A 20,525-nucleotide genomic window follows, 5' to 3' on the forward strand; every position below is an offset into this window, starting at 1 on the left:
CCAAATTTGTCGAAACACAACCGTATGAGGTCCAATTGGCTGGCAAGAAATTCATCCGACTGTCGCCAGACGGCCAGAGCCGTCCCGGTTTTGGGTACAGCATGGCGGGTGGTGCGGTGCGATTTTCTTCAGCGCAAGGCAGGTGCGCGTATCGGGCGAGATCAGACAGATGGCGGAAATCTGTGTATTGGGACAAAGCCGGGCAGGGCGCGCAACAGTCGCGCGCGTATGTTTTCCCAGCGGGCCCCCAAAAAGACGAGGAACGCGCCAAGGAAGAACACCGTGAAAACTTCGCTTTCGCCTTCCAGGACGGTTGAAGACAAAACAACGATGTAGCCGATGGCCGCGATCAGAAACGAACGCCGGTCTATGATGATCGCAATAATGGCAAAACCGGTCATCACGGCGAGCAGTAGGGCATTTGATCCCGAGTTTTCAGAGTTCAGTAATGTCAGGGCGAGGGTGTTCACAAGGGCAGGGGCCGCTACGACGTGCAGCCAGAAGCCATTTGCCGCACGTCGTGTCACGCGGTGCGGGTCTGACATGTCGAACATCATCGCGATGATGAACACGATGAGTCCGATGCCAAGCGTGATGAACGCAAATGGCCCGTTTGCAGACAACAAGAACAGGTCACGGGTGTCTGTCGGTGCGCCGTTGCTGTTTCCAGCGATCAGGATCGACACGCCGAAGGCCATGACCGCGATAATTGCGAGGGCAAAGGGGACGCGGAAGCGAAACCAGTAGATCAGCATGGCAAGGGTAGCCAACAGGAAGGGCATGACAAGGCTGCTGTTGTCGCCCTGAGCAACCATGAAGATCTGTGCCAAACCTCCTGCAAAACCATATCCCGCGTTCGCGGCGAACATCAGCGACAATGCAATGGCCGGCGCGACCATCCTGCGTTTGCGGATGAAGTATTCAGACAGCAACCAGACAACTGCCGCCCCGATCAGGCCGGAGGTGATCAGCCCGTTGCGGATATCGCCGCTGTCGATAGCGAAAAAGGTCACGACCCCGGCCCATCCCGTACTCAGAATGACCAGACCAACGACGATGAAGATCTCGTTGAACCCCCGGAACAGCTCAAAGGGCTCATCACCGGGATCAAGGTCTTCACGCGCGCCGCGCCGACTGTCCGCAAGGGCCTTGAGGGAGGCGGCCTGCGCCTCTGTCAGAATGCCCGCTCCGACAGACGCGCGCAGATCATCCTTGTCGATCATTTCGTGATCTTTTCGACCGTCAGATTGCCATTGGTGTAGACGCAGATATCGGACGCGATGGCCATGGCGTCGCGCGCGATGGTTTCCGCATCCCGGTCGCTATCCATCAAGCCGCGCGCCGCGGCCAAGGCGTAATTCCCGCCCGATCCGATGGCGGCCACGTCATGTTCTGGCTCCAGCACATCGCCGGCACCGGTGATGACGAACAACTCGTCCCCATCGGTGACGATCAGCATCGCTTCGAGCTTTTGCAGATATTTGTCGGTCCGCCAGTCCTTGGCCAACTCGACGCTGGCGCGGGCCAACTGCCCCGGAGTCGCCTCCAGCTTGGTTTCCAGCCGCTCCAGCAACGTGAAAGCATCTGCCGTCGATCCGGCAAATCCAGCTACAACGTCGAACCCGCCGGGGGACAGACGGCGGACCTTACGTGCCGTGCCTTTGATGACCGTTTGACCCAGAGAGACCTGACCGTCGCCGGCAATCACAACCTCGCCCCCTTTTTTGACACCGATGATGGTGGTCCCGTGCCAGCCGGGAAAGTCGGATTTTGACATGATGCTACTCCTTGCTCTTGGGGTGTATATGCGTGTTTACCGTCACGGCTTCAATCCGGCGTGAGGATATGTTCAAGTTGACCATGGTTTTTGGCATCACAGATCCACGGACGAAGCAGGCGCTGGGCGAATGGGCCGAGATCGCGCCTGACCTTGGTCTCGACCCCAGTCAGTTCCGCGCCAAGCTGATCTGGCAAAAGGACGAACCGACCCGAAACCATATCGTCATCCGATTGCGCGGCCCGCGTGTCCTGATCCTCAAACGAGCGTTTCTACGGCCGCCCGGAGACGATCCGACCCAGACAATCATCGCTCTGAAAAACGCCTTTGCGCGGCTGAAACCTTACCCAGCGGCGCATGCTCCGGAAGTTCTGTTTGCCAGCGGCGCCGGAGACTTGGTGATCATGGCAGAAGCTTCGGGAAAGACGTTGGACGACCATCTGCGGGGCGGCCGCGCGCACGCGCCGCTCTTGAAACGAACAGGGACTTGGCTGGCGGCTTTTCATGCAAGTTCCGAAACCGAAGAACGAACGTACCAACCGCGTTTCATGGTGGGCCACTGCGAACGCATGGCCGATGAGGTCGAAGCGGGAAAGACATCTGTCGCGGATCCGGAACGCTTTATCACGTGCTGCCGGATGGTGCGTGAAAAGGCAAAATCCGCGTCGGACCGGAAAACCATATCGGCCACCAAGCACGGTGATTTTAATCTGCGCAACATTATTCTGGGGCCTGACGGGGAAACGGGTATTGACTTCAAACCTTTGTCCAATGCGCCCGTTGGGTTCGATATCGCGCGCATCCTCATGGATTACGCCGAATTGTTACAGCCGCCCGATGGTCTAGAGCCCGGCTGTGTGCTGACAGCTGCGACGATCGACGCTTTTTTTGGCGGGTATGATCTGGTCACACGCGACGATCCGGCGGTAGGTTTCCTGCCGTTTACGCAACTTTTGAATGATTGGAGATCAATACCGGTGGAGGCGCACCAACGCAGTTGGCGTCAGGCCGCGCGTTACAAGACTATCGTCGCATTGGCCCGGAATGGATTTGGTGTGACATAGAAAAAGGCAGCCCGGCGTGGGACCGCCTTTGAGAATGCGTTTGAAACAGGCTTAGATGGAGTCTTCGATCCAGCTTTGCAGAGCCGCTTTCGGTGCGGCACCTGCGCGGTTGGACACCACTTCGCCGTTTTTGAACAGGAACAGTGCCGGAATGCCACGCACACCCATCTGGGCAGGGGAGTTCGGGTTTTCGTCCACGTTCACTTTGACGATCTTCACTTTCCCTTCCATTTCAGCCGACAACTCTTCGAGCGCCGGGCCGATCTGTTTACAGGGGCCACACCATTCGGCCCAGAAGTCCACCACAACGGGCACATCGGAATTTTTGACTTCGGCGTCAAAGGTTGCGTCGGTTACAGGCACGGTCGCCATTTTTTTTCTCCTGACAGGGATCAAGCGTAGGGGTCGAACTTAAGAACCCATGGGATCAACGTCAAGATATTGCGAACGGTACAGCGCCGCCGTCACGATATCGTGTGGCAAGCGCATCAATTTGCGTTCTCGTGTCCACAGGACATAGCTCTCGATCCGGTGATCAGGATAGATGGCACGGATCGCCTGCGCATAGGCGCCCATTTGCCGTAGCACAGCCTCGGGGCACTGTACGGGATCGTCCGGAACGTGACGGTTGGATTTGAAATCAATGATCTGGACGCAATCATCCGTAAGGATCAGCCGGTCTATCGTGCCGTGCATCTGACGTGATCCAAGCTTCGCGGTCACAGGAACTTCGGCCAAACTGTCAGGGGCAAAGACATGCGCAAGCTGCGGATCGTCCAAGACCGCCCGTGCTTCGGCTTCAGCCTCTGTTATCAAACCCTCCGAAAGGATCGATGGTTTCGCCAGCCGTTTGATGATCGTTGTCCAATCATTCGACGCGGCAGCGGGCAGTTTCTCAAGAAAGGCGTGCAGCAAAGTGCCGTAGGCTTTCGCGGAATCTTCATCCAGGCCCTCACCCGGCAACGCTTTCGCCCCGCCCAGATCGGAGGGAGACAGTGTCTCCGGTGTCGGTTCAATGTGGGGGGCCGGGCGAGTGTAGACATCTGGCAAAGCAGGGGGACCAGGCTGGGATTTTGGGCCCGTATCGGGCAAATCAAAGTCCCATGCGCCATGTTCGACACGCATCCCCATGCCAACGGGCGTTATCAGGTCGACTGCACCGCTGGCCTTCATTCCTGCGCCAACGCGTTGGTGCCAATCGTTTCCTGAACTGTCCAAGTCTCCGGACGCCGCCACAATCAGCCACTTTTCCGCGCGTGTCAGAGCCACGTAAAGCAACCGAAGGGACTCTTCTTGTTGTGCTTCCTTCATGGCGTCCAGCCGTTCGACCATGCAGTCGGGCTGCTGTTTGTCGTTCATGCGCCAAACCGGCGTGTCATCCATCACGATGATATCGTCCCGAATGGACAGCGTGCGTTTGCCGCATTCGGGCAGGATGACAATCGGCGCCTCCAACCCCTTGGCGCCATGTACCGTCATCACCCGGATCTGATTTGAAGCGCTGTCGATCTGGCGTTTGATCTCCAGATCGTCGGTTTCCATCCATGTCAGGAACCCGGTGAGCGAAGGCACGACGGCGCGTTCAAATGACAGCGCTTGCGACAACAGCGCGTTGATCCCATCTTCGGCTTCCGCGCCGAGACGCGCCAAAAGCCGTTTGCGCCCGCGATGCCGCGTCAGCATTCGCTCGATCAGATCATAGGGCCGCAGAAAGTCGACATTCGCCCTGAGATCCTTCAAAACAGGCACTGTTTCGGGGAATTTCTCGTCCAGATCACGTAAAGTCGCCCAAAGATGTTCGGTCTTGCGGTGATGTGCGAGCGTAAAAAGATCCTGCTCGGACCAGCCGAACAATGGTGAGCGCAGAACGGTCGCAAGGGACAGGCTGTCATCCGGCGTGGCAAGGAAAGACAGCAAGGCCCCCAGATCACGCACGGCGGTTTCAGCACCGACCTTGAGCCGGTCCGCTCCGGCAATCGGGAGTTCAAGTTCCTTGCAGGCCTGGATTATGTCCGAAAAAATACCTGACCTGCGTTGCACGAGGATCAGGAAATCCTTGGGCTGCACGGCGCGCGCAAATGTCCCGTCGGGGATCATTGCGCGGGTGTCCAGCATCCGCTTGATTTGATCTGCAATGGCCTTGGCCAGAACGCGGTTCTGGTGCGTCGCACTGCGCCGGTCGACGGGATCGTACCAATGGCGCTTTTCCTCTTTGTCCGGCTTCGGGACAACTGGCCACAAATCGACCCGTCCGGGCAAATCCGTGTGAAACGCGATATGCTTGCCGTCTGCTGCAAACCCGGCCGAGGTTGCACCATCAAAGACCATGTCCACCAAACGCAGGATCGCGGGGGAGGACCGGAACGAATAGTCTAGCGTGAGCGAATTCAGCCGCTGATCGACTTCCGCCAGCTTCGAGCCAAATTCAGTTTCCATCCTGTCGAATTCACGCGGGTCTGCACCCTGGAAGGAATAGATGGATTGTTTTTTGTCCCCAACGACGAAAATTGTCCGAGTAATATCGGCGCGGGCACCCTCGCCGCTTGAAAACTCTTCGGCCAGTTTTCGGATCACATCCCACTGCGTGGGGCTTGTGTCCTGTGCCTCGTCCACAAGAATATGGTCGATGCCACCGTCCAGCCGGTAGAGAACCCATGCCGCAACCTTGTCGTCCGTCAGTAAATGTCGCGCCTTTTGGATCAGATCATCGAAATCCAACCAGCCGCGTTGTTGTTTCGCTGCCGCATAGCGTTGCGCGAACGCGTTGCCGAAACGGTGCAGCATGACCGTCTTTTCCGCAGCCACAAGGGCCAACCGCGCCGCGCGCGCATCAGCAACGCGCTGCATCAGCGCTTCCACCCGCGGCATGAGGTGGTCAATTTTCTTTTGCGTGGGCTTGGTTGGGAATTTGCCAAATTTCGGTGCATTGGCGTTCTGGCCGCTTGCATTGACAAAAACGGATGTCATCTCGGGGATCGCGGCAAAATCCAAGTCCTGTACAAGGCTTAATTTGGCAGCGTCCCTCTGATCGTTTGAGCTCCCACCTGCGAGTGCTTCGGTGAGATCCTGGAGCAAATTCGCGTCGCCGGGGGCAAATGTGTCGCTTACGATCTTGTCACGTGTCAGACCGGGTTGCGCCCCAAGCAGGATCAGCGCGTCATCAAGGGTCAGCGGTGAAAAAGCGTCCCCCTTGGCAACGACCTGCTTGGTGAATTTCAGGATATCTTCGCCGGTATATAGTTGAGCCAGATCTGTCACCAAGTTGGCGTCCGGCCCACCCGCCATCGTGTCCATCAACTCGGCGCGCAGTAATTCGGCAGCGCGATCTTCGATTTCGGTGAATTGAGGGCTGACGCCCGCTTCTAGCGGAAAACGCCGCAACAGAGCCGCACAAAACGAATGGATCGTCTGAATTTTCAACCCGCCAGGCGTTTCGATGGCACGCGCAAACAAAGTGCGCGCGTGACGCAGGTCGTCCGGGCTGGGTGTGCGGTCAAGGCCCAGTTCCGCAAGCGCGACGCGCAACTCATCATCGTCCAGCATCGCCCAGGCACCCAACCGCTGAAACAGGCGGTTTTGCATCTCGGATGCTGCGGCCTTGGTATAGGTCAAGCAGAGGATGTGCTGCGGCTGGACATCCTGAAGCAGCAAACGCGCAACCCGGTCGGTCAAAACACGTGTTTTGCCCGACCCGGCATTGGCGGACAGCCATGTCGATTCCATCGGGCGGGCAGCGTCTTGCTGGCGGCGGGTCGCTTCGTCGGCCGGGGTCATGTCAGCACCTCCGGGTTTGGATCGTCTGTCGCATCCCATTCGCCAAAACGTGCAAGTTGATCATAATCGCGCGCGTCCGTGTCCATGTCGAGCGCGCGGCGCGAGGTGTAGCCCTTGTCTGGCTCCAGATAGGCGCCAAGCAAACTGACAAGTTCAGCCAGAACCTGGCGGGTGGGTTCTTCGTCGATCGCCGCGTCTACCGTCGTTGGTTTTGCGCCGATGCCAATGAACTGTGCCGCGCGCACGACCCTTGACCCGAGTGTTTCAAAGGCACCTTCCTCGACCATTGCGGCCTCGATCAACAGTTGCTTGTCAAAGTGCTTTTGCCGGTCCTTTGAAGGCGGCGGCCCAGTTTTGTAATCATACAGAATGACCTGCCCCTGTTCGTCCATGTCGATACGGTCTGCGCGCCCGACAAGCTGCGTGCCGATGCTGGGCAGGGTCAAAAGGCCTTTTGCGGTATCCTCAAATGCGATGGGCTTTGCGATGCTTTGGCGCTCGGCCTCTGTGTCCACGATCCATTGGGCGGCGCGACCAAAGCGGGTCAGCCACAGGATGCGCGCGGCGGGCCAGGGCACGTCCCGCTGCAGGATAGTGTTGGCATGTTGCATGAGAGTTTCGACCGTCATGGCATGAGGCCGTGTCAGCGTATCTTTGACAAAGACCTCCATCACCTCATGAGAGAGAATACCGCGCAGCAAGGCATCGGGTGTCTGAACCAGGGGTTTGAGCGTGCGCAGGCGCAACACGTGCTTGGCATAGACCGCGTAGGGATCGCGGATCAGGGTCTGTATTTCCGTGACTGTCAGCCGCCGGGGCCGTGCGGCCACAGGCGGGCAGGGCGCGGGGCGGCGTGCCTTTGGCGCGTCAGGTGCGGCGTCCAACTGACGGGCCAGGGCCAGCCAATGCGCCCCTCGTTTCCGCATCGCCGTCCATGCCTGAGGTCCACCCAGCGGCCCGAGGCCAGACATGAGATTGGACAAGCGGTTGATCCAGCGTGACGGCACGGTTTCGGCATCATCCGAGCGGATGGACCGCGTCAGCCAGACCTCCGGTGCCGCAATGGCCTGTTGAAAATCATGCGCAGACAATCCGATCCGGCGTTCCGGCAGCAACAACCCCGCGTCGAACCGCATTTTGCGGTTCAGCCACGGATCGGGCGTCGGGGGTTCGGGCCATGTGCCGTCGTTCAATCCGGCCAGTATCACCAGATCGGCACCCTGTACCCGCGCCTCCAAAGTTCCCCAGATCATGATGCCGGGATGGGGGGCATCGCGGTCGCGCACTTCTCCTTGCGACAGGATCGCGCCGATGAGTGCCGCGTAATCGCTGGCTGACATCGCGCCGCCATATTCCGCCTGCGCTTGCACGTCGTCCATGGTTTCACGAGCCTTTTGGCCCGCTTTTTTCAGCCATAGCTCACTGTCGCCGAGCGGCGTTTGCCCGGCGGCCAATGCTTCGGACAGGGCAAGATGGCGGGCGACCCAGTCGACCAGGGGCAATTCGATCGCAACGGGTTGCCCGCAAACCGTTTCGGCAACCCAGTTTGCCCAGTCTTCGACGCCGGTTGTGTTGTCTTTAACGGTCTTGCGCGCGCAGGCTTTGAGGCTTTCGGGATCCGGATAGGGCAGGCCATCCTTGCGCATCTGTAATTCCAGACGCTGCGTGTTGAGTTGGTGGGCGTTTCGGGCACCGCCGGAATGGGTCAGCGGATGCTTGAGCAGCGTCAAAAGCGCTTCTGCATCCAGTGGCTGCTCAAAAAGCGCTGCCGTATGGCGCAGGAACCGTCCCGGTGGTGACAGGTGCAGCGGGGTGCCGGCACTGTCATCGGGCAGAATATCCCAGCGGTCGAGGGCAGCGGTGACTTGTCGGGTCAGCATCCGGTCGGGTGTGATCAAGGCGGCCCGTTGGCCGGTTTCCCCGGCTTCTCGCAGGCGCATCGCGATGGCGATGGCTTCGGCACGGGGTGTGTCCGCTTCGATCAACGTGATCTTTTCCGTGGCGCCAGACAGGTCGGACAGGTCGGGCCCCTCGCGCCGCCAAGCGTCTGTCACGGGCGCTGGACGCAACGCCAGGGACACCAATTTGTTTCGTGCAGGGGAAGGGGGCGTCGTCTCCATCCATGGTTTGACGGCGTTGGGCGTTACGCCAAGTCCCTTTGCCAATTTGAGAAACCGGAATTGAGGGTGATCTTCGCCTGTGGTTTCGTCTCCCATCTTGTCCCAGACATCTTGGGGCATATCGAAGTCGAAACCGGGCAGGATCGCGGCACCTTGTGGCAGTTTGGCGATGGCCTGCATCAACATTTGCGTGGTGCCCCGTGACGCGGTGGAGCCTGCGATCAGGATCGGGTCAGATGGCGGTGACTCTGTCCAATGTGCAGTCAGGCGGAGCACCGTTTCGCGCTGGCGTGCCTCTGGATCCGGAGCGTTTTCAGACACATCAATATAGTTCTGTGCGATTCCGATAAACTTCTGGGCACGGGCCCAATGGCCCGACTGATCCGTGACATCAAGCCGGGCGATATCCTCGGGTGTGACTCCTTCGCTCTGCATTTCATCGATCAAGGTGGCAAGGCTGTCGGCCAGATCGAAACTCGCGGAGCTCGCGGCCAGATTTGGCTGCGCCTCTATCAACCGTGTGATCAGCGTCACAAGTTCCAGCCTGCGCCGCAATCCGGATGCCGAAGGTGGCAGCGCCGCGCCGGGCAAGAGACCATCGAGATCTGTGAGCATCTGGATGCGGGGCAAAAGGCGGGCGGGCCCCGCATCAAGAAGCTCGCGCAGCCGTCGTGCCATGCGTTGCGTGTTGACCAGAATGGTGACGCGTGGCCAAGCCTCCGGCAGCGCGTTTTTCAAGCGCAGTTCCAGTCCGCCGAGCATGGCGGCGGGAAAATCAACGCCGGGGGCGCAGCCGAACAGACGGGGATCGTCGCTTGGCTCAAACATTGGCGTGCGCCAGCATCGCTTCGGCCTCGGGGATGCCACCCGGATGGCCCACATCGCACCACTGGCCGGGATAGCGCAGACCAAATAGTCGGTTGGACACCGCCATCTTGTTCCAGATCACATTCAGGGAAAAACTGACCTCGGGCACGTCTGGCACTAGATCCGTCTTGAGGATTTGAACACCGCCATAGACAGTATTTCCGCCACGGCTCAACCGCCCATCCGGCCCGATTTCGAAATCACCGGGTCCTTTGCGTCCGTGTGCCTGCTCTGTTGGAATACAAATCAGCAATGCGTCCATACGTGCGGGATCCCAGGCCCTCAACAGCATTTCAATCGGGTTAGGACCGGCCCAGACAGCATCTGAATTGATCGTCACGACAGGGTCCTTGCCAAGCAAAGGCAGTGCGTTTCGCAAGCCGCCACCCGTGTCCAGAATGTTCGGTTCCTCGCGGATCATGCGGACGCTGGTGCCTTTCAGATGCTGTTCCAGCATTTCGGCTTTGTAGTGCAGGTTGACCACCACGGTCTTGGCTCGAATGCCCTCTACAAGCGACAGCGCATGATCAATCAACGGCCGATCTGCCACCTCGATAAGTGGCTTGGGGCGGTCTTGGGTCAGGGCGCCCATGCGGGTTCCGAAACCAGCGGCAAAGAGCATTACGGCAGGGGGATCGTCACGCATTTGGCTTTGAGGCCCTTCAGGATGTCCGGTGTTGGTTCTGGCAATGTCGCGTTGATCAACGGTGCGATCTCGCGCAAGGCCGGATGCCGGAGGTTGATTTGAATGTGGCCCCAAACGCGGGGGATGTAATCGGCGTAGTGCGGTTTGCCATACGACAGCGACAGGCGGGCAAAAATGCCCAGGATGCGCAAATTGCGTTGGAGCCCCAAGAGCGCATAGTCGGTTTCGAATTCCGAAAGCACTATCTGTGCCGCAGCGGCATAGCGGTGGATCATATCCTGAGCGATGACGGGCGACACATCACGCCTTGCATCCTGTAGGACCGAGACCAGATCATAGGCGCGGTGGCCGATCAGCGCATCCTGATAATCCAGCAATCCGACACGCGCGACACCCGATCTGTCCGGCAACCACAAGAGGTTCTCGGCATGGTAATCGCGTTGGATCATGACGTTGATGCGGGTGTTCAAAGGCTTCAAAACCTCACGAAACGCGGCCTGGAACGCGGCCAGGGCAGCGGCATCTGTGTATCCAAGTGCGCCGTTTTGGTAGCAGGTGAAGGCCAGCGACACCATGTCCGTCATCATATCGGCATCGCAGCGGATCAGGTCCGGCGGATCATATGTGTGCAGATGCAACAGGACGTCGGTGGCCGCCTCGTACAGTCGCTGCTCCATCGTGGGGTCCTTTGCCAGGATACGGGCAAAGAGATCGTCGCCCAGATCTTCCAACAGCAAAAAGCCATCGCTTGCATCCTGCGCGTAAATATGGGGAGCGGACAGACCGGCGCTGCGCAGAAATTCAGTAATCTTGACAAAGGGGCGGGTGCTTTCGCCTTTATCGGGCGGCGCATCCATCAGGATGGCGGTCGTGCCGTCGTGCCGGGTCAGCCGCTCATATCTGCGGTTTGAGGCATCACCGGCAATGGTGCGGCGCTGGGCAGCATCCCAATTGGCGGTTTCCAAAAAACCGCTGATCAGCGCAGATCGGTCAGGCATCCTGTGTCACTTCCATCAACAGCATGCTCCAGCGATTCGTTGTCCAGCTGAGATGTGCATCGCGCGCATCGCCATTGGTGACAAGGTCGATGGCCAGCGCATTTTCCGGACACAAGGGGCCAAGACGGTCTGGCCATTCCACAATACAGATTGCGGTTTCAAACGCCTCCAACAGCCCCAGTTCGTCGATTTCCGTATCAGAGCTTATGCGGTACAGGTCAGAGTGCCAAAGCTCGCCGCGCGTGGTGTCATATGTCTGCACCAAAGTGAAAGTGGGCGAGGGCACATCCTCTGGCTCCGTCAGGATCGCGTTGATCAGCGCGCGTGCAAGATGCGTCTTGCCTGCGCCAACGGGGCCGCTCAGCAAAATGACGTCACCTGCTGCCAGTTTGGGGGCCAAGATCGCGGCGAATGCAGCGGTTGCGTCAGCATTTGCGAAATGGAGGGACTGAGAGGATGGCGACATGCCGCCAAACTATCGCGCCGCTCCGTCACTGCAAGCGGAATGGCACCGGTCAGGCCCGATTGGCGGTGGTGTGTGCACCAATCATCTCGGTAAACCGGATCACCGTCGCTCCGGAAACGATGGGCGAGACCTGGGCGTTGAACTTACCCTTGTTCAGATGGGTGATGGTGGCGTTCCAGGGGGCCCGGTCACCGATTTTCATGACGTAGTCACGCATGTCACCCCAAGCCGGGTCCGGTCTGCATTGGGATTGCCATTCCTTGATGCTGTCGACGATTGTGACATCGGCAAACGTGTTGCCAGGATCCAGTTTCCACATCTCGGTGTAGGCGCTGTTGCAGAAAGTCAGGACCCCGGCAGATGAAAAGACCACCAGCGCGTCTTCGAACGTATCCATCAAGGATTGACCCAGCTCCAGTTCCGCGCGGAAATTCCGGGTCAGAGAGATTTCTGCAGTGATGTCTTCGATCAGAAACGCTACCGCCCCATCGGGGTGTGGTCTGCCGATCACGCGGTAGGTATGGCCGCTGTCCAGCGTCCATGTTTCTTGGTAACTGCCATTGGTGGCCGCCGCGATCACATTGGAGATTTCCTGCCGCCAGGAGAGGTAATTCTTGGGCTCGGGCATCACACGATTGTCGCGCAATCTGTCAAAGAATGAGAGCAGATCCGGACGCGCACTCAGGAAATCCGCGGGCAGCGATGTGAGGTCTACAAGTGCCGGGTTGAACAGGGCCAATTGCCCGTTTCGGTCAAATATGGCGAGTCCGATGGACAATTGGGCAAAGGTCTTGGCCAGAGTCTGGACAAAGTTCCGTTGTGCCACTTCGGCCTGAATGACAGCGTCGATGTTGCTTGCATAATAGACGGTTCTGTCTTCTGCCTCGGTCGCCGTGACGCTGAACCATTCCAGCCGATCGCTGTCCTTGTTCGGCACGGAAACGCGAACGGTCCTGCCCGGCTGGATATCGTTGGCCTCGGCGTCAAAGAGCGGTTGCGACTGATCAGGCGCGTCGCGGCACGAAGATGTCGCAAGGTCGTCATAAGCCTGATTGCGCCAAGTCACGTGCCCCTCGCTGTCCGAGAGCCAGATCGGATAGGGGGCACCGTTGGCGGCCAGCCGCAGCATACCCAGTTCGGCCTTCATATTTTTGGTGTCATGCGTGGATCGGGCGTCGCTGTCGGACTGATCCTTGATCGTCAAACGTGTGTGGTTGCCTTCGCGATCCAGCTGAACAATGGCGGTATCGTCAGGCTGGGCGGCATACAGTGTCAGACTGTCAATGTCCTGCAAACGTTCTTCATCCGGCAGGCCGGGAAAGCGAACGCGGAGATTGATGCGCAATGTATCCCAGTCGGAGTGCGAGCTGCGATCATTTACAAGCGCATCGGCCCCGTCGGAAGCATGTTCCAGGTCCAGACCCTGAAACAGAAAATGCATATTCGATCGATCTTCCGGTGCGGCTGGTTCAACCAATTGTCGATCGCGCATGACATATGCGAGGCCCGCAATGGCCGACACACAAGCGCAAAACATAACAAATGACATCTCGACCAGCGACATGTTAAGCCAACCCTTCCAAATTTAAGCTTCAGATTGCGTGATCTGGGTTAACGGAAAGTTAAAACCGAAGTTGCGGCGGCCCTTTGGCTGCAATCAGAGGCGAATTAATTCGTTCTTTCGGTCCCGCGGGATTGCGTTATCGCCGCTGCGCGCGTCGATCTTCTTGCGCGGCCAGACCACTTCAACGATCGCTCCGACATGGACGGTGACACTTTCAGCGCCGTAGGGATCGCCACCATTGGAAAACGTCAGTTCGGCACCGGAACGCTCCAACAGAGTCTTGGCAATGAACAGACCCAGACCCATGCCTTCGTATTCCGGGCGCTGTTGCCGCTCTGCGCTGGTCTTTCTACGACGCACAAATGGATCTCCAATTCTGCCCAGAAGCTGAGGCGGAAACCCGCGGCCGTCATCCATGATCCGAAGCGAAATGGTGTCATCTGTCCACGTGGCTTCGACCCAGACGCTGGACCTTGCGAAATCCACCGCATTTTGAACCAGATTGCGCAGGCCGTGAATGATTTCGGGCTGGCGCAGGATTGCAGGTTGATCGACCTCACTGCCAGCCGCGGGATCATGCGTGAATTTCACTGTCTTGCCTCTTTGCAAATGAGGTTCGGCTGCCTCCTGAACGACGGTCATCAATGGCGCCTGGCGCAGGTGCAGATCATCCTTACCGGCGCGCCCCATATCTTGCAGAATATCACGACATCGGTCCGCTTGTTCGCGGATCAGAACTGCGTCGTCTCTCAAGTCAGGGTGATCGCTCAACTCTTCGATCAATTCTGCGCTGGCAAGTTTTATGGTGGCCAAAGGCGTGCCCAGCTCATGTGCTGCCGCTGCGACAACACCTCCGAGGTCGGTGAGCTTCTGTTCGCGCGACAGGGCCAGTTGTGTGGCTGAAAGCGCGTCGGACATCGAGTGGATTTCCGATGTAACCCGCCGCGAGTAGGCTCCGATAAAGCAAATGGCGATGACCAGAGCGATCCAGTTTCCAAAAACAAACAGATCCGGGATCCGCAGGATAAACCCTTGCTGGGTCTTGAGCGGCAAATGATATTCGGACAAAAGCGTGACCAGAACGATGGCCGTCCCGCCCAAAAACAATGTGGAACGTGTTGTCAGAACAGCCGCAGAAATGGTCACCGGGCCAAGGACCAGCAAGGCAAACGGATTGTGCAGCCCCCCCGTCAGGAACAGAAGGAAAGCCAGTTGCAACAGATCGAACAGCACCATGAGCAGGTTTTCAAATTCGGTCAGGCGCTTGTTTTCCGGAAAGATGAAAATCGCGACAAGGTTACCGACAACCGATACACCAACGGCCAGATAGCACAGTCCCACTTCCAATTGCAGGCTATATATCTGCTGCGCGACGATGAGCGCGATGAGTTGTCCGACGATGGCAACCCAGCGCAACAGGATCATGGTACGCAGGCGAATCCAGTTGGATCGTTGCTTGCCGGTAATCGGGCCGATTTGTGGTTGCGCCATTGTGTCACTACTTCGTTTATTGCACTCGGGTGTGAGGCTGATAGCTGTGATTTAAACCGTTCAGAAAGAGGCTCTCAATGTCACGCATCATCGCACCCATTGCCGCTATTGTCGCTGCCCTTTTTCTTGGTGTGTTCTGGTGGATGACACGCCAAGCGGACGACACGAGCCCCTTTGCCCAGTGTCAGGCGACGCAAGTTGCCGACGATGGGAACAACATCGGCGGACCGTTCGAATTGATCAATGCACAAGGCGAGACGGTGACGGATACCGATGTGATCACGGAACCGTCGCTGATCTATTTTGGCTATACGTTCTGTCCGGACGTGTGCCCGCTTGATACCGCGCGCAACGCGGAGGCCGTCGATCTGCTGACAGAGCGTGGAATGTCCGTAACGCCGATTTTCATCACAATCGACCCAGAGCGGGACACACCGGACATCGTCGGCGATTTTGCCTATAACCTGCATGAAAAGATGATTGGCCTCACCGGATCAGAAGAGCAGGTGGCGGCGGCAAGCAAGGCGTACCGGACATATTACAAGGCGCATGACAAGAGCGATGAATTTTACCTGGTGGATCATTCGACGTTCACCTACCTTGTTTTGCCGGAACACGGATTTGTCGAGTTCTTTCGCCGCGATGTGAGCGCGGACGCGATGGCAGACCGCGTTGCGTGCTTCATCGAAAACAGTTGAAAACACCGGAAAAAATTGACGACTGCCGCCCATCGGGTCATATTCTACTTCAGCCGCAAAAATTGGCGGCAGGGAACCGGAGAGCTTGATGGCTGATAGTGCGCAAATTGACCTGGGTGACGACAAGTCGTTGTTGTTGCTGGATGATGACGAACCATTTTTGCGCAGGTTGGCTAAGGCCATGGAAAAGCGTGGCTTTGAAGTCGAAACGGCGGATTCCGTGGCAGCGGGCAGAGCGATCGCGACGGCCCGACCGCCAGCTTATGCCGTGATCGATTTGCGGCTGGAAGATGGTAATGGCCTCGACGTGGTCGAGGTGCTGCGTGAAAAACGTCCCGAAGCGCGCGTGGTCGTGTTGACCGGCTACGGGGCGATCGCCACCGCAGTTGCCGCTGTGAAAATCGGCGCAACAGACTATCTGTCAAAGCCGGCCGATGCCACGGACATCACCAATGCCTTGCTTGCGACCGGGGATAATCTGCCGCCACCACCGGAAAACCCGATGAGTGCGGATCGTGTGCGGTGGGAACATATCCAGCGGGTCTATGAGCTGTGCGATCGAAATGTGTCGGAGACGGCGCGACGGTTGAACATGCACAGACGGACGTTGCAGCGCATTCTGGCGAAACGCTCGCCCAGATAGGCGTAGAGGGGGCTGTCTGCCCCCCGCGCCGTTGACGCTCCCCCCCGAGGATATTTTTGGCCAAGAGATGGAATGGGGCCGCGAGTTCAGATGTCAAAGCGTTTGAGGACTTTGTCGACCACCTGGCCGCTTTCCAATCTGTATGATTCAATTCGTGCGTAATCTACGAAGCCGCGGGATTGATAGTAGATCAGGCCACCTTCGTTGTCGGCACGGATATTGGCGTTGATCCATTTATACCCGATGATTTTTGCGGCCTGCCGTGTGGCGTCGAACAATTTGGAGCCGATGCCAAGTCCGGTCTGCCCGATTTGCACAAAGGTCGCCATCTCGGCGGCTTCAACCGGCAAGTAGTCGGCAGGGGCGATCCATTGAAACCCAACGACGGTCTCGCCACTGTTTACGGCAACGTGCCAGGCGGATTGCCCGTCATTCTCGTTCATCCAGTCGGCGATATCCCTACCTTTGACCTGATGCGTCATCGCCGTCGTGCCGCCCGCGTCGATAATCTCGTTCAGAAGGCGCGCCATCGAGGACGCATCCAGAGCAATCGCAGGGCGCACGTAAATCATGCGAGGGCCGCAAGCAAAGTGGCATGTCGTGCGGTAAAGTCTGCGCGCGTTTCCATCGGTGGCCGAAGTACAATCGTCAGATCACGGGTCAGATTTGGATCGGGTACACCAAAGAGCTTGTCTGCTTCTGTTTTGGTGAATCCTGCGATTTGCGTTGCTTCCATCCAGGCACTGATCCGGTCGGCCTTTTTGATCTGGCGTTTGATATTTTGCGGCACCTTTGCGGGCAAGCCGAAGCGGATGTGAATGGCCGCCTCCAACCGTTCATCGAGTGCGCCATACCCCGGACCGACCGCTGCCTTGACTGGGGAAATCATGTCTCCGATCACGTATTCCGGCGCGTCGTGTAGCAGAGCTGCCAAACGCCATCTCGCGTCCGCCTTGGGAGAAATGCGTCCATAAATCGTTTCGACCAAAAGGGAATGTTCGGCGACGGAGTAGGCATAATCCCCAACCGTTTGCCCGTTCCAGCGCGCGACAAAGGCGAGGCCGTGGGCGATATCTTCAATTTCGATATCAAATGGCGTGGGATCCAACAGGTCAAGCCTGCGACCCGATAGCATCCGTTGCCATGCGCGGGCTTGTTTGGCCATTTGTGTCCTCATCTCGCCGGTCGGGGAACCAAGTTTCCCCATTCTGTGTTTTTTCCATGAAGGAGAGCACTATGAAACCCGTATTCTTGATCGCCTTGATGATGAATTCGACACCGATTACCGCTACGGCCAGCGATGTATGCATGGCGGCCCAAGAGATGGAAGCAAGCCTGATTGACTGGTACGGTGAAGCACCCGTAGACGGCGCAAACAGTGCGAAACTGCAAATGTGGGCTTCAGAAGCGACGGGCACCTGGACATTGCTTCAGTATTTCCCGGACGGTAATTCCTGTGTTGTCGCGCAAGGCGACAACTGGACTGACGGGCAAGTTGGGGAACAACTTTTGGCTGCGCTTCATGGCTGAAACCAAGGGTTGCAAAATGGCGCATTGAGCCGCATGGCAGAACCTGATAGCGGATCATCTGACCCAAGTTGAGGACGTTCAGGATGAGCCAGGATTACATCGTTAAAGATATCGCTCTTGCCGAATATGGCCGTAAAGAGTTGAACATTGCTGAGACAGAAATGCCAGGTTTGATGGCGTTGCGCGAAGAATATGGCGAATCCCAACCGCTGAAAGGCGCGCGGATTGTCGGATCACTGCATATGACGATCCAGACGGCCGTTTTGATCGAGACGTTGAATGCGCTTGGTGCTGATGTGCGCTGGGCGTCATGCAACATCTTCTCGACGCAAGACCATGCGGCGGCAGCGATTGCGGCGGGTGGAACGCCGGTTTTCGCAGTCAAGGGCCAGACGCTGGAAGAACATTGGGATTATCTCGATAAATCCTTCCTGTTCCCCGAGGGCCCCAACCTGATCCTCGATGATGGCGGTGACGCGACGCTTTATATCCTGCTCGGGGCCCGCGCCGAAGCTGGAGAAGATGTCATTTCCGTCCCCACCTCCGAAGAAGAAGTCGCCATCAAGGCGCAAATCAAAAAGCGCATGGAAGCCAGCCCGGGTTGGTTCACCAAGATGCGCGGTCAGATTGTCGGCGTGTCCGAAGAGACGACCACCGGTGTGCACCGCCTTTATGAGCTGTTCAAGAACGGCCAACTGCCGTTCCCGGCGATCAATGTGAACGACTCGGTGACCAAGTCAAAATTCGACAACAAGTATGGTTGTAAAGAGTCTCTGGTCGACGGCATCCGCCGCGCCACGGATACCATGATGGCTGGCAAGGTTGCCGTCGTGATGGGATACGGCGATGTCGGCAAAGGCTCCGCTGCTTCACTCAGCGGTGCGGGCGCGCGCGTCAAGGTGACCGAAGTTGATCCGATTTGTGCATTGCAGGCGGCGATGGACGGGTACGAAGTTGTCTTGCTGGAAGACGTGATCGACAGCGCCGATATCTTCATCACCACGACGGGCAACAAGGACGTGATCCGGATCGAGCATATGCGCGAGATGAAGGACATGGCTATCGTCGGCAATATCGGCCACTTCGACAACGAAATTCAGGTTGCCGCCCTGAAGAACCACAAATGGACCAACATCAAGGAACAGGTGGACATGATCGAGATGCCGAACGGCAATCGATTGATTCTTCTGTCTGAAGGCCGTCTGCTGAACCTCGGCAATGCGACGGGCCACCCGTCCTTTGTCATGTCTGCCAGTTTCACCAATCAGGTTCTGGCGCAAATCGAGCTTTGGACACGTGGCGACCATTACAAGAACGAAGTCTATATCCTGCCCAAGCATCTGGATGAAAAAGTTGCTCGTCTGCACCTTGACCGGATCGGCGTGAAGCTGACCAAACTGGACAGTGAGCAAGCGGCCTATATCGGCGTGGCACCTGAAGGACCGTTCAAGCCCGAGCATTACCGCTACTGATCGAAGACGGCTTGCGGGGTTCGCTCCGCATTGGGTTCAAAAGGGTAAGGCCCCGGAGAGAAATCTTCGGGGCCTTTTCCGTGGATGAAAGCCTGTCGGCCCTGAGCGTGACCCGCTCGACGCGGTTACGCCTTTGCCGGTCCCTGAATCACAAGGAGCCGCGTTAATTGGACAGGATTGCCTGGAAGCCCAGCAGACGACCGATCAGACCGAATATCGTATTGAGCGCCGTGACGGGGCTTTCCGTTGCCATAACGAGGTCGTTCGGATGGATGTTGAACTTTCCGGCCGCAAAAAGCCCGTCTGCCGATGTCAGATCAATGGCAAATACGACCTGGCGTTTTTCGGGCCCGCTTGAGTCAATACGCACGTCGTCGCGGTCATACTCGCGCAGAATAAGGATGCCCTTCAGGTTGGCACGGACTTCATTCAGACCCCCCAGCATGGCAAGGGCTTCGATCGCCGTGATGTTTTCGCGATCGAATGGCACGATTTGTTCATTGCCAGTGGCACCGAGGCCGATAAAATAGCGCTCGTCTTCTTCAACAATAATCTTGTCGCCGCCGCGCAGAACCACGTTGGCCGACGCCGTCTCAAAGAGTTTGTCAGAGCGGATTTCGTAGGTGTTTCCACCGCGAATGACGCGGACAAGCGGATTTTCCAGATCCGGTGCAATCCCGCCAGCTTGTGAGATCATGCTGAGAATCGAGACATTCCGGCTGGAAAGCGGATAGGTGCCCGGAGACGTAAAACCGCCAACGGCATCGACGGAGTTATCGAGTCCGGGTGTGACCCGAAGCTGAACCTGCGCCGCCGGAACAACCATTTCCATCCGTTGCTCGATGTCGGCGCGGGCTAATTCAGGTGTTTTGCCCCGAACGACAACCTCGTTGATGTAGGGTACGAAGATGGTTCCGCTCGGACCTACTTCGAGGTCGTCCATCGTGACGTTCTTTTGCTCATTTGAGGTCAAAAGCGAGTTTTCCTGGTTGTCCCAAATGACCAGTCTGATGTTGTCGCCCGTGCGAATAATGTTGGATTTCGGTCCGCTTTGTCCGCTGAACCAACCATATTTTTGGGACGAACCGGTCATCGGCCAAGTCCGCAGCGCGTTGATGTTTGAACGTGACACCGGCACGACCGCGAACGGCGCTTCAGCAGAGCTTTGTGATAGAGTGATCTCTTCCTGAATGGCGGATCCGCGCGGCAAGGAACAAGCTCCGACCAGCAAAACAGTCAAGCAGACCAGCACAGCGCGGACAGGGTTTTGCACGTTAGAATCCTTGACTATTCGTCGGCTTTAATTTCGGTCGGTGTAGCGGGAAACGGGGCGCATACCTAGTGCGTCGCGTCGCCATATTTGACATCGTTTGAATTTTCTGAATCTTTTCAAAAACACTTTTGGAGGTTTTTTT

18 protein-coding genes are annotated in these 20,525 nt (G+C 57.6%); 5 read left to right on the top strand and 13 right to left on the bottom strand.

The window, feature by feature from the left end:
- Positions 1–161: 161 nt before the first annotated feature.
- Together LC354_RS05565 and hslV are read right to left on the bottom strand one after the other, a co-directional pair.
- A complete protein-coding gene (locus LC354_RS05565; protein WP_223421867.1) occupies positions 162–1,223 on the bottom strand; it encodes a hypothetical protein in 1,062 nt (353 codons plus the stop codon).
- The gene (hslV, locus tag LC354_RS05570) at positions 1,220–1,777 is read right to left on the bottom strand and encodes an ATP-dependent protease subunit HslV (RefSeq protein ID WP_223421868.1); all 558 of its coding nucleotides are present in this window, start codon (positions 1,775–1,777) and stop codon (positions 1,220–1,222) included. The genes LC354_RS05565 and hslV overlap by 4 nt, the downstream gene beginning before the upstream one ends.
- A 68-nt stretch (positions 1,778–1,845) precedes the next feature.
- Between hslV and LC354_RS05575 the strand changes: the two genes are divergently transcribed.
- Entirely contained in the window at positions 1,846–2,841 is a 996-nt protein-coding gene (locus LC354_RS05575) for a hypothetical protein (protein WP_223421870.1), read from the top strand.
- Between the two features lie 51 nt (positions 2,842–2,892).
- Here LC354_RS05575 and trxA read toward each other — a convergent pair whose 3' ends face one another.
- The 8 genes from trxA to regB form a co-directional block, all read right to left on the bottom strand.
- Positions 2,893–3,213: a thioredoxin gene (gene trxA, locus LC354_RS05580; protein WP_223421872.1), complete on the bottom strand. Its 321-nt coding sequence runs from the start codon at positions 3,211–3,213 to the stop codon at positions 2,893–2,895.
- Positions 3,214–3,252: 39 nt separating this feature from the next.
- Entirely contained in the window at positions 3,253–6,615 is a 3,363-nt protein-coding gene (addA, locus tag LC354_RS05585; RefSeq protein ID WP_223421874.1) for a double-strand break repair helicase AddA, read from the bottom strand.
- Positions 6,612–9,563, bottom strand: coding sequence for a double-strand break repair protein AddB (gene addB, locus LC354_RS05590; RefSeq protein WP_223421875.1), 2,952 nt, complete (start codon positions 9,561–9,563; stop codon positions 6,612–6,614). Before addB ends, addA begins: the two co-directional genes overlap by 4 nt.
- A complete protein-coding gene (locus LC354_RS05595; protein ID WP_223421877.1) occupies positions 9,556–10,248 on the bottom strand; it encodes a nucleotidyltransferase family protein in 693 nt (230 codons plus the stop codon). Before LC354_RS05595 ends, addB begins: the two co-directional genes overlap by 8 nt.
- Complete coding sequence (locus tag LC354_RS05600; RefSeq protein WP_223421879.1) at positions 10,224–11,246, bottom strand: aminoglycoside phosphotransferase family protein; 1,023 nt, start codon at positions 11,244–11,246, stop codon at positions 10,224–10,226. Before LC354_RS05600 ends, LC354_RS05595 begins: the two co-directional genes overlap by 25 nt.
- Complete coding sequence (gene tsaE, locus LC354_RS05605) at positions 11,239–11,712, bottom strand: tRNA (adenosine(37)-N6)-threonylcarbamoyltransferase complex ATPase subunit type 1 TsaE (RefSeq protein WP_223421881.1); 474 nt, start codon at positions 11,710–11,712, stop codon at positions 11,239–11,241. The genes LC354_RS05600 and tsaE overlap by 8 nt, the downstream gene beginning before the upstream one ends.
- A 49-nt stretch (positions 11,713–11,761) precedes the next feature.
- Positions 11,762–13,276 carry a PAS-domain containing protein gene (locus LC354_RS05610; RefSeq protein WP_223421883.1) on the bottom strand — a complete coding sequence of 505 codons (1,515 nt, stop codon included), beginning with the start codon at positions 13,274–13,276 and terminating at the stop codon, positions 11,762–11,764.
- Between the two features lie 93 nt (positions 13,277–13,369).
- Positions 13,370–14,767, bottom strand: coding sequence for a sensor histidine kinase RegB (gene regB / locus LC354_RS05615; RefSeq protein WP_223421885.1), 1,398 nt, complete (start codon positions 14,765–14,767; stop codon positions 13,370–13,372).
- A 77-nt stretch (positions 14,768–14,844) separates the two neighbouring features.
- Between regB and LC354_RS05620 the strand changes: the two genes are divergently transcribed.
- Positions 14,845–15,465, top strand: a complete 621-nt coding sequence (locus tag LC354_RS05620; protein ID WP_223421886.1) for an SCO family protein — start codon at positions 14,845–14,847, stop codon at positions 15,463–15,465.
- Positions 15,466–15,553: 88 nt separating this feature from the next.
- Positions 15,554–16,108: an ActR/PrrA/RegA family redox response regulator transcription factor gene (locus LC354_RS05625; RefSeq protein WP_223421889.1), complete on the top strand. Its 555-nt coding sequence runs from the start codon at positions 15,554–15,556 to the stop codon at positions 16,106–16,108.
- Between the two features lie 86 nt (positions 16,109–16,194).
- Here LC354_RS05625 and LC354_RS05630 read toward each other — a convergent pair whose 3' ends face one another.
- Together LC354_RS05630 and LC354_RS05635 are read right to left on the bottom strand one after the other, a co-directional pair.
- Entirely contained in the window at positions 16,195–16,680 is a 486-nt protein-coding gene (locus tag LC354_RS05630; protein ID WP_223421890.1) for a GNAT family N-acetyltransferase, read from the bottom strand.
- Positions 16,677–17,273, bottom strand: coding sequence for an HD domain-containing protein (locus tag LC354_RS05635; protein ID WP_223421892.1), 597 nt, complete (start codon positions 17,271–17,273; stop codon positions 16,677–16,679). Before LC354_RS05635 ends, LC354_RS05630 begins: the two co-directional genes overlap by 4 nt.
- 71 nt (positions 17,274–17,344) lie before the next feature.
- On the opposite strand from LC354_RS05635, the gene LC354_RS05640 reads away from it, so the two are divergent.
- Positions 17,345–17,638, top strand: coding sequence for an S-adenosyl-L-homocysteine hydrolase (locus LC354_RS05640; protein WP_223421894.1), 294 nt, complete (start codon positions 17,345–17,347; stop codon positions 17,636–17,638).
- An 83-nt stretch (positions 17,639–17,721) separates the two neighbouring features.
- Entirely contained in the window at positions 17,722–19,110 is a 1,389-nt protein-coding gene (ahcY, locus tag LC354_RS05645; protein ID WP_223421895.1) for an adenosylhomocysteinase, read from the top strand.
- A 163-nt stretch (positions 19,111–19,273) separates the two neighbouring features.
- On the opposite strand, the gene LC354_RS05650 is transcribed toward ahcY, so the two are convergent.
- Positions 19,274–20,383, bottom strand: coding sequence for a polysaccharide biosynthesis/export family protein (locus LC354_RS05650; RefSeq protein ID WP_223421897.1), 1,110 nt, complete (start codon positions 20,381–20,383; stop codon positions 19,274–19,276).
- Between the last annotated feature and the right edge of the window lie 142 nt (positions 20,384–20,525).

Source organism: Tateyamaria pelophila, assembly GCF_019966495.1.
Taxonomy (GTDB): domain Bacteria; phylum Pseudomonadota; class Alphaproteobacteria; order Rhodobacterales; family Rhodobacteraceae; genus Tateyamaria; species Tateyamaria pelophila.

Coding starts and splice junctions, on each gene's coding strand:
- LC354_RS05640 (WP_223421894.1), top strand. CDS start 17,345: ATGAAACCCGTATTCTTGATCGCCTTGATGATGAATTCGACACCGATT.
- LC354_RS05630 (WP_223421890.1), bottom strand. CDS start 16,680: ATGATTTACGTGCGCCCTGCGATTGCTCTGGATGCGTCCTCGATGGCG.
- trxA (WP_223421872.1), bottom strand. CDS start 3,213: ATGGCGACCGTGCCTGTAACCGACGCAACCTTTGACGCCGAAGTCAAA.
- LC354_RS05595 (WP_223421877.1), bottom strand. CDS start 10,248: ATGCGTGACGATCCCCCTGCCGTAATGCTCTTTGCCGCTGGTTTCGGA.
- LC354_RS05610 (WP_223421883.1), bottom strand. CDS start 13,276: ATGTCGCTGGTCGAGATGTCATTTGTTATGTTTTGCGCTTGTGTGTCG.
- LC354_RS05635 (WP_223421892.1), bottom strand. CDS start 17,273: ATGGCCAAACAAGCCCGCGCATGGCAACGGATGCTATCGGGTCGCAGG.
- addA (WP_223421874.1), bottom strand. CDS start 6,615: ATGACCCCGGCCGACGAAGCGACCCGCCGCCAGCAAGACGCTGCCCGC.
- hslV (WP_223421868.1), bottom strand. CDS start 1,777: ATGTCAAAATCCGACTTTCCCGGCTGGCACGGGACCACCATCATCGGT.
- LC354_RS05625 (WP_223421889.1), top strand. CDS start 15,554: ATGGCTGATAGTGCGCAAATTGACCTGGGTGACGACAAGTCGTTGTTG.
- LC354_RS05600 (WP_223421879.1), bottom strand. CDS start 11,246: ATGCCTGACCGATCTGCGCTGATCAGCGGTTTTTTGGAAACCGCCAAT.
- LC354_RS05575 (WP_223421870.1), top strand. CDS start 1,846: ATGTTCAAGTTGACCATGGTTTTTGGCATCACAGATCCACGGACGAAG.
- regB (WP_223421885.1), bottom strand. CDS start 14,767: ATGGCGCAACCACAAATCGGCCCGATTACCGGCAAGCAACGATCCAAC.
- tsaE (WP_223421881.1), bottom strand. CDS start 11,712: ATGTCGCCATCCTCTCAGTCCCTCCATTTCGCAAATGCTGACGCAACC.
- LC354_RS05565 (WP_223421867.1), bottom strand. CDS start 1,223: ATGATCGACAAGGATGATCTGCGCGCGTCTGTCGGAGCGGGCATTCTG.
- ahcY (WP_223421895.1), top strand. CDS start 17,722: ATGAGCCAGGATTACATCGTTAAAGATATCGCTCTTGCCGAATATGGC.
- addB (WP_223421875.1), bottom strand. CDS start 9,563: ATGTTTGAGCCAAGCGACGATCCCCGTCTGTTCGGCTGCGCCCCCGGC.
- LC354_RS05620 (WP_223421886.1), top strand. CDS start 14,845: ATGTCACGCATCATCGCACCCATTGCCGCTATTGTCGCTGCCCTTTTT.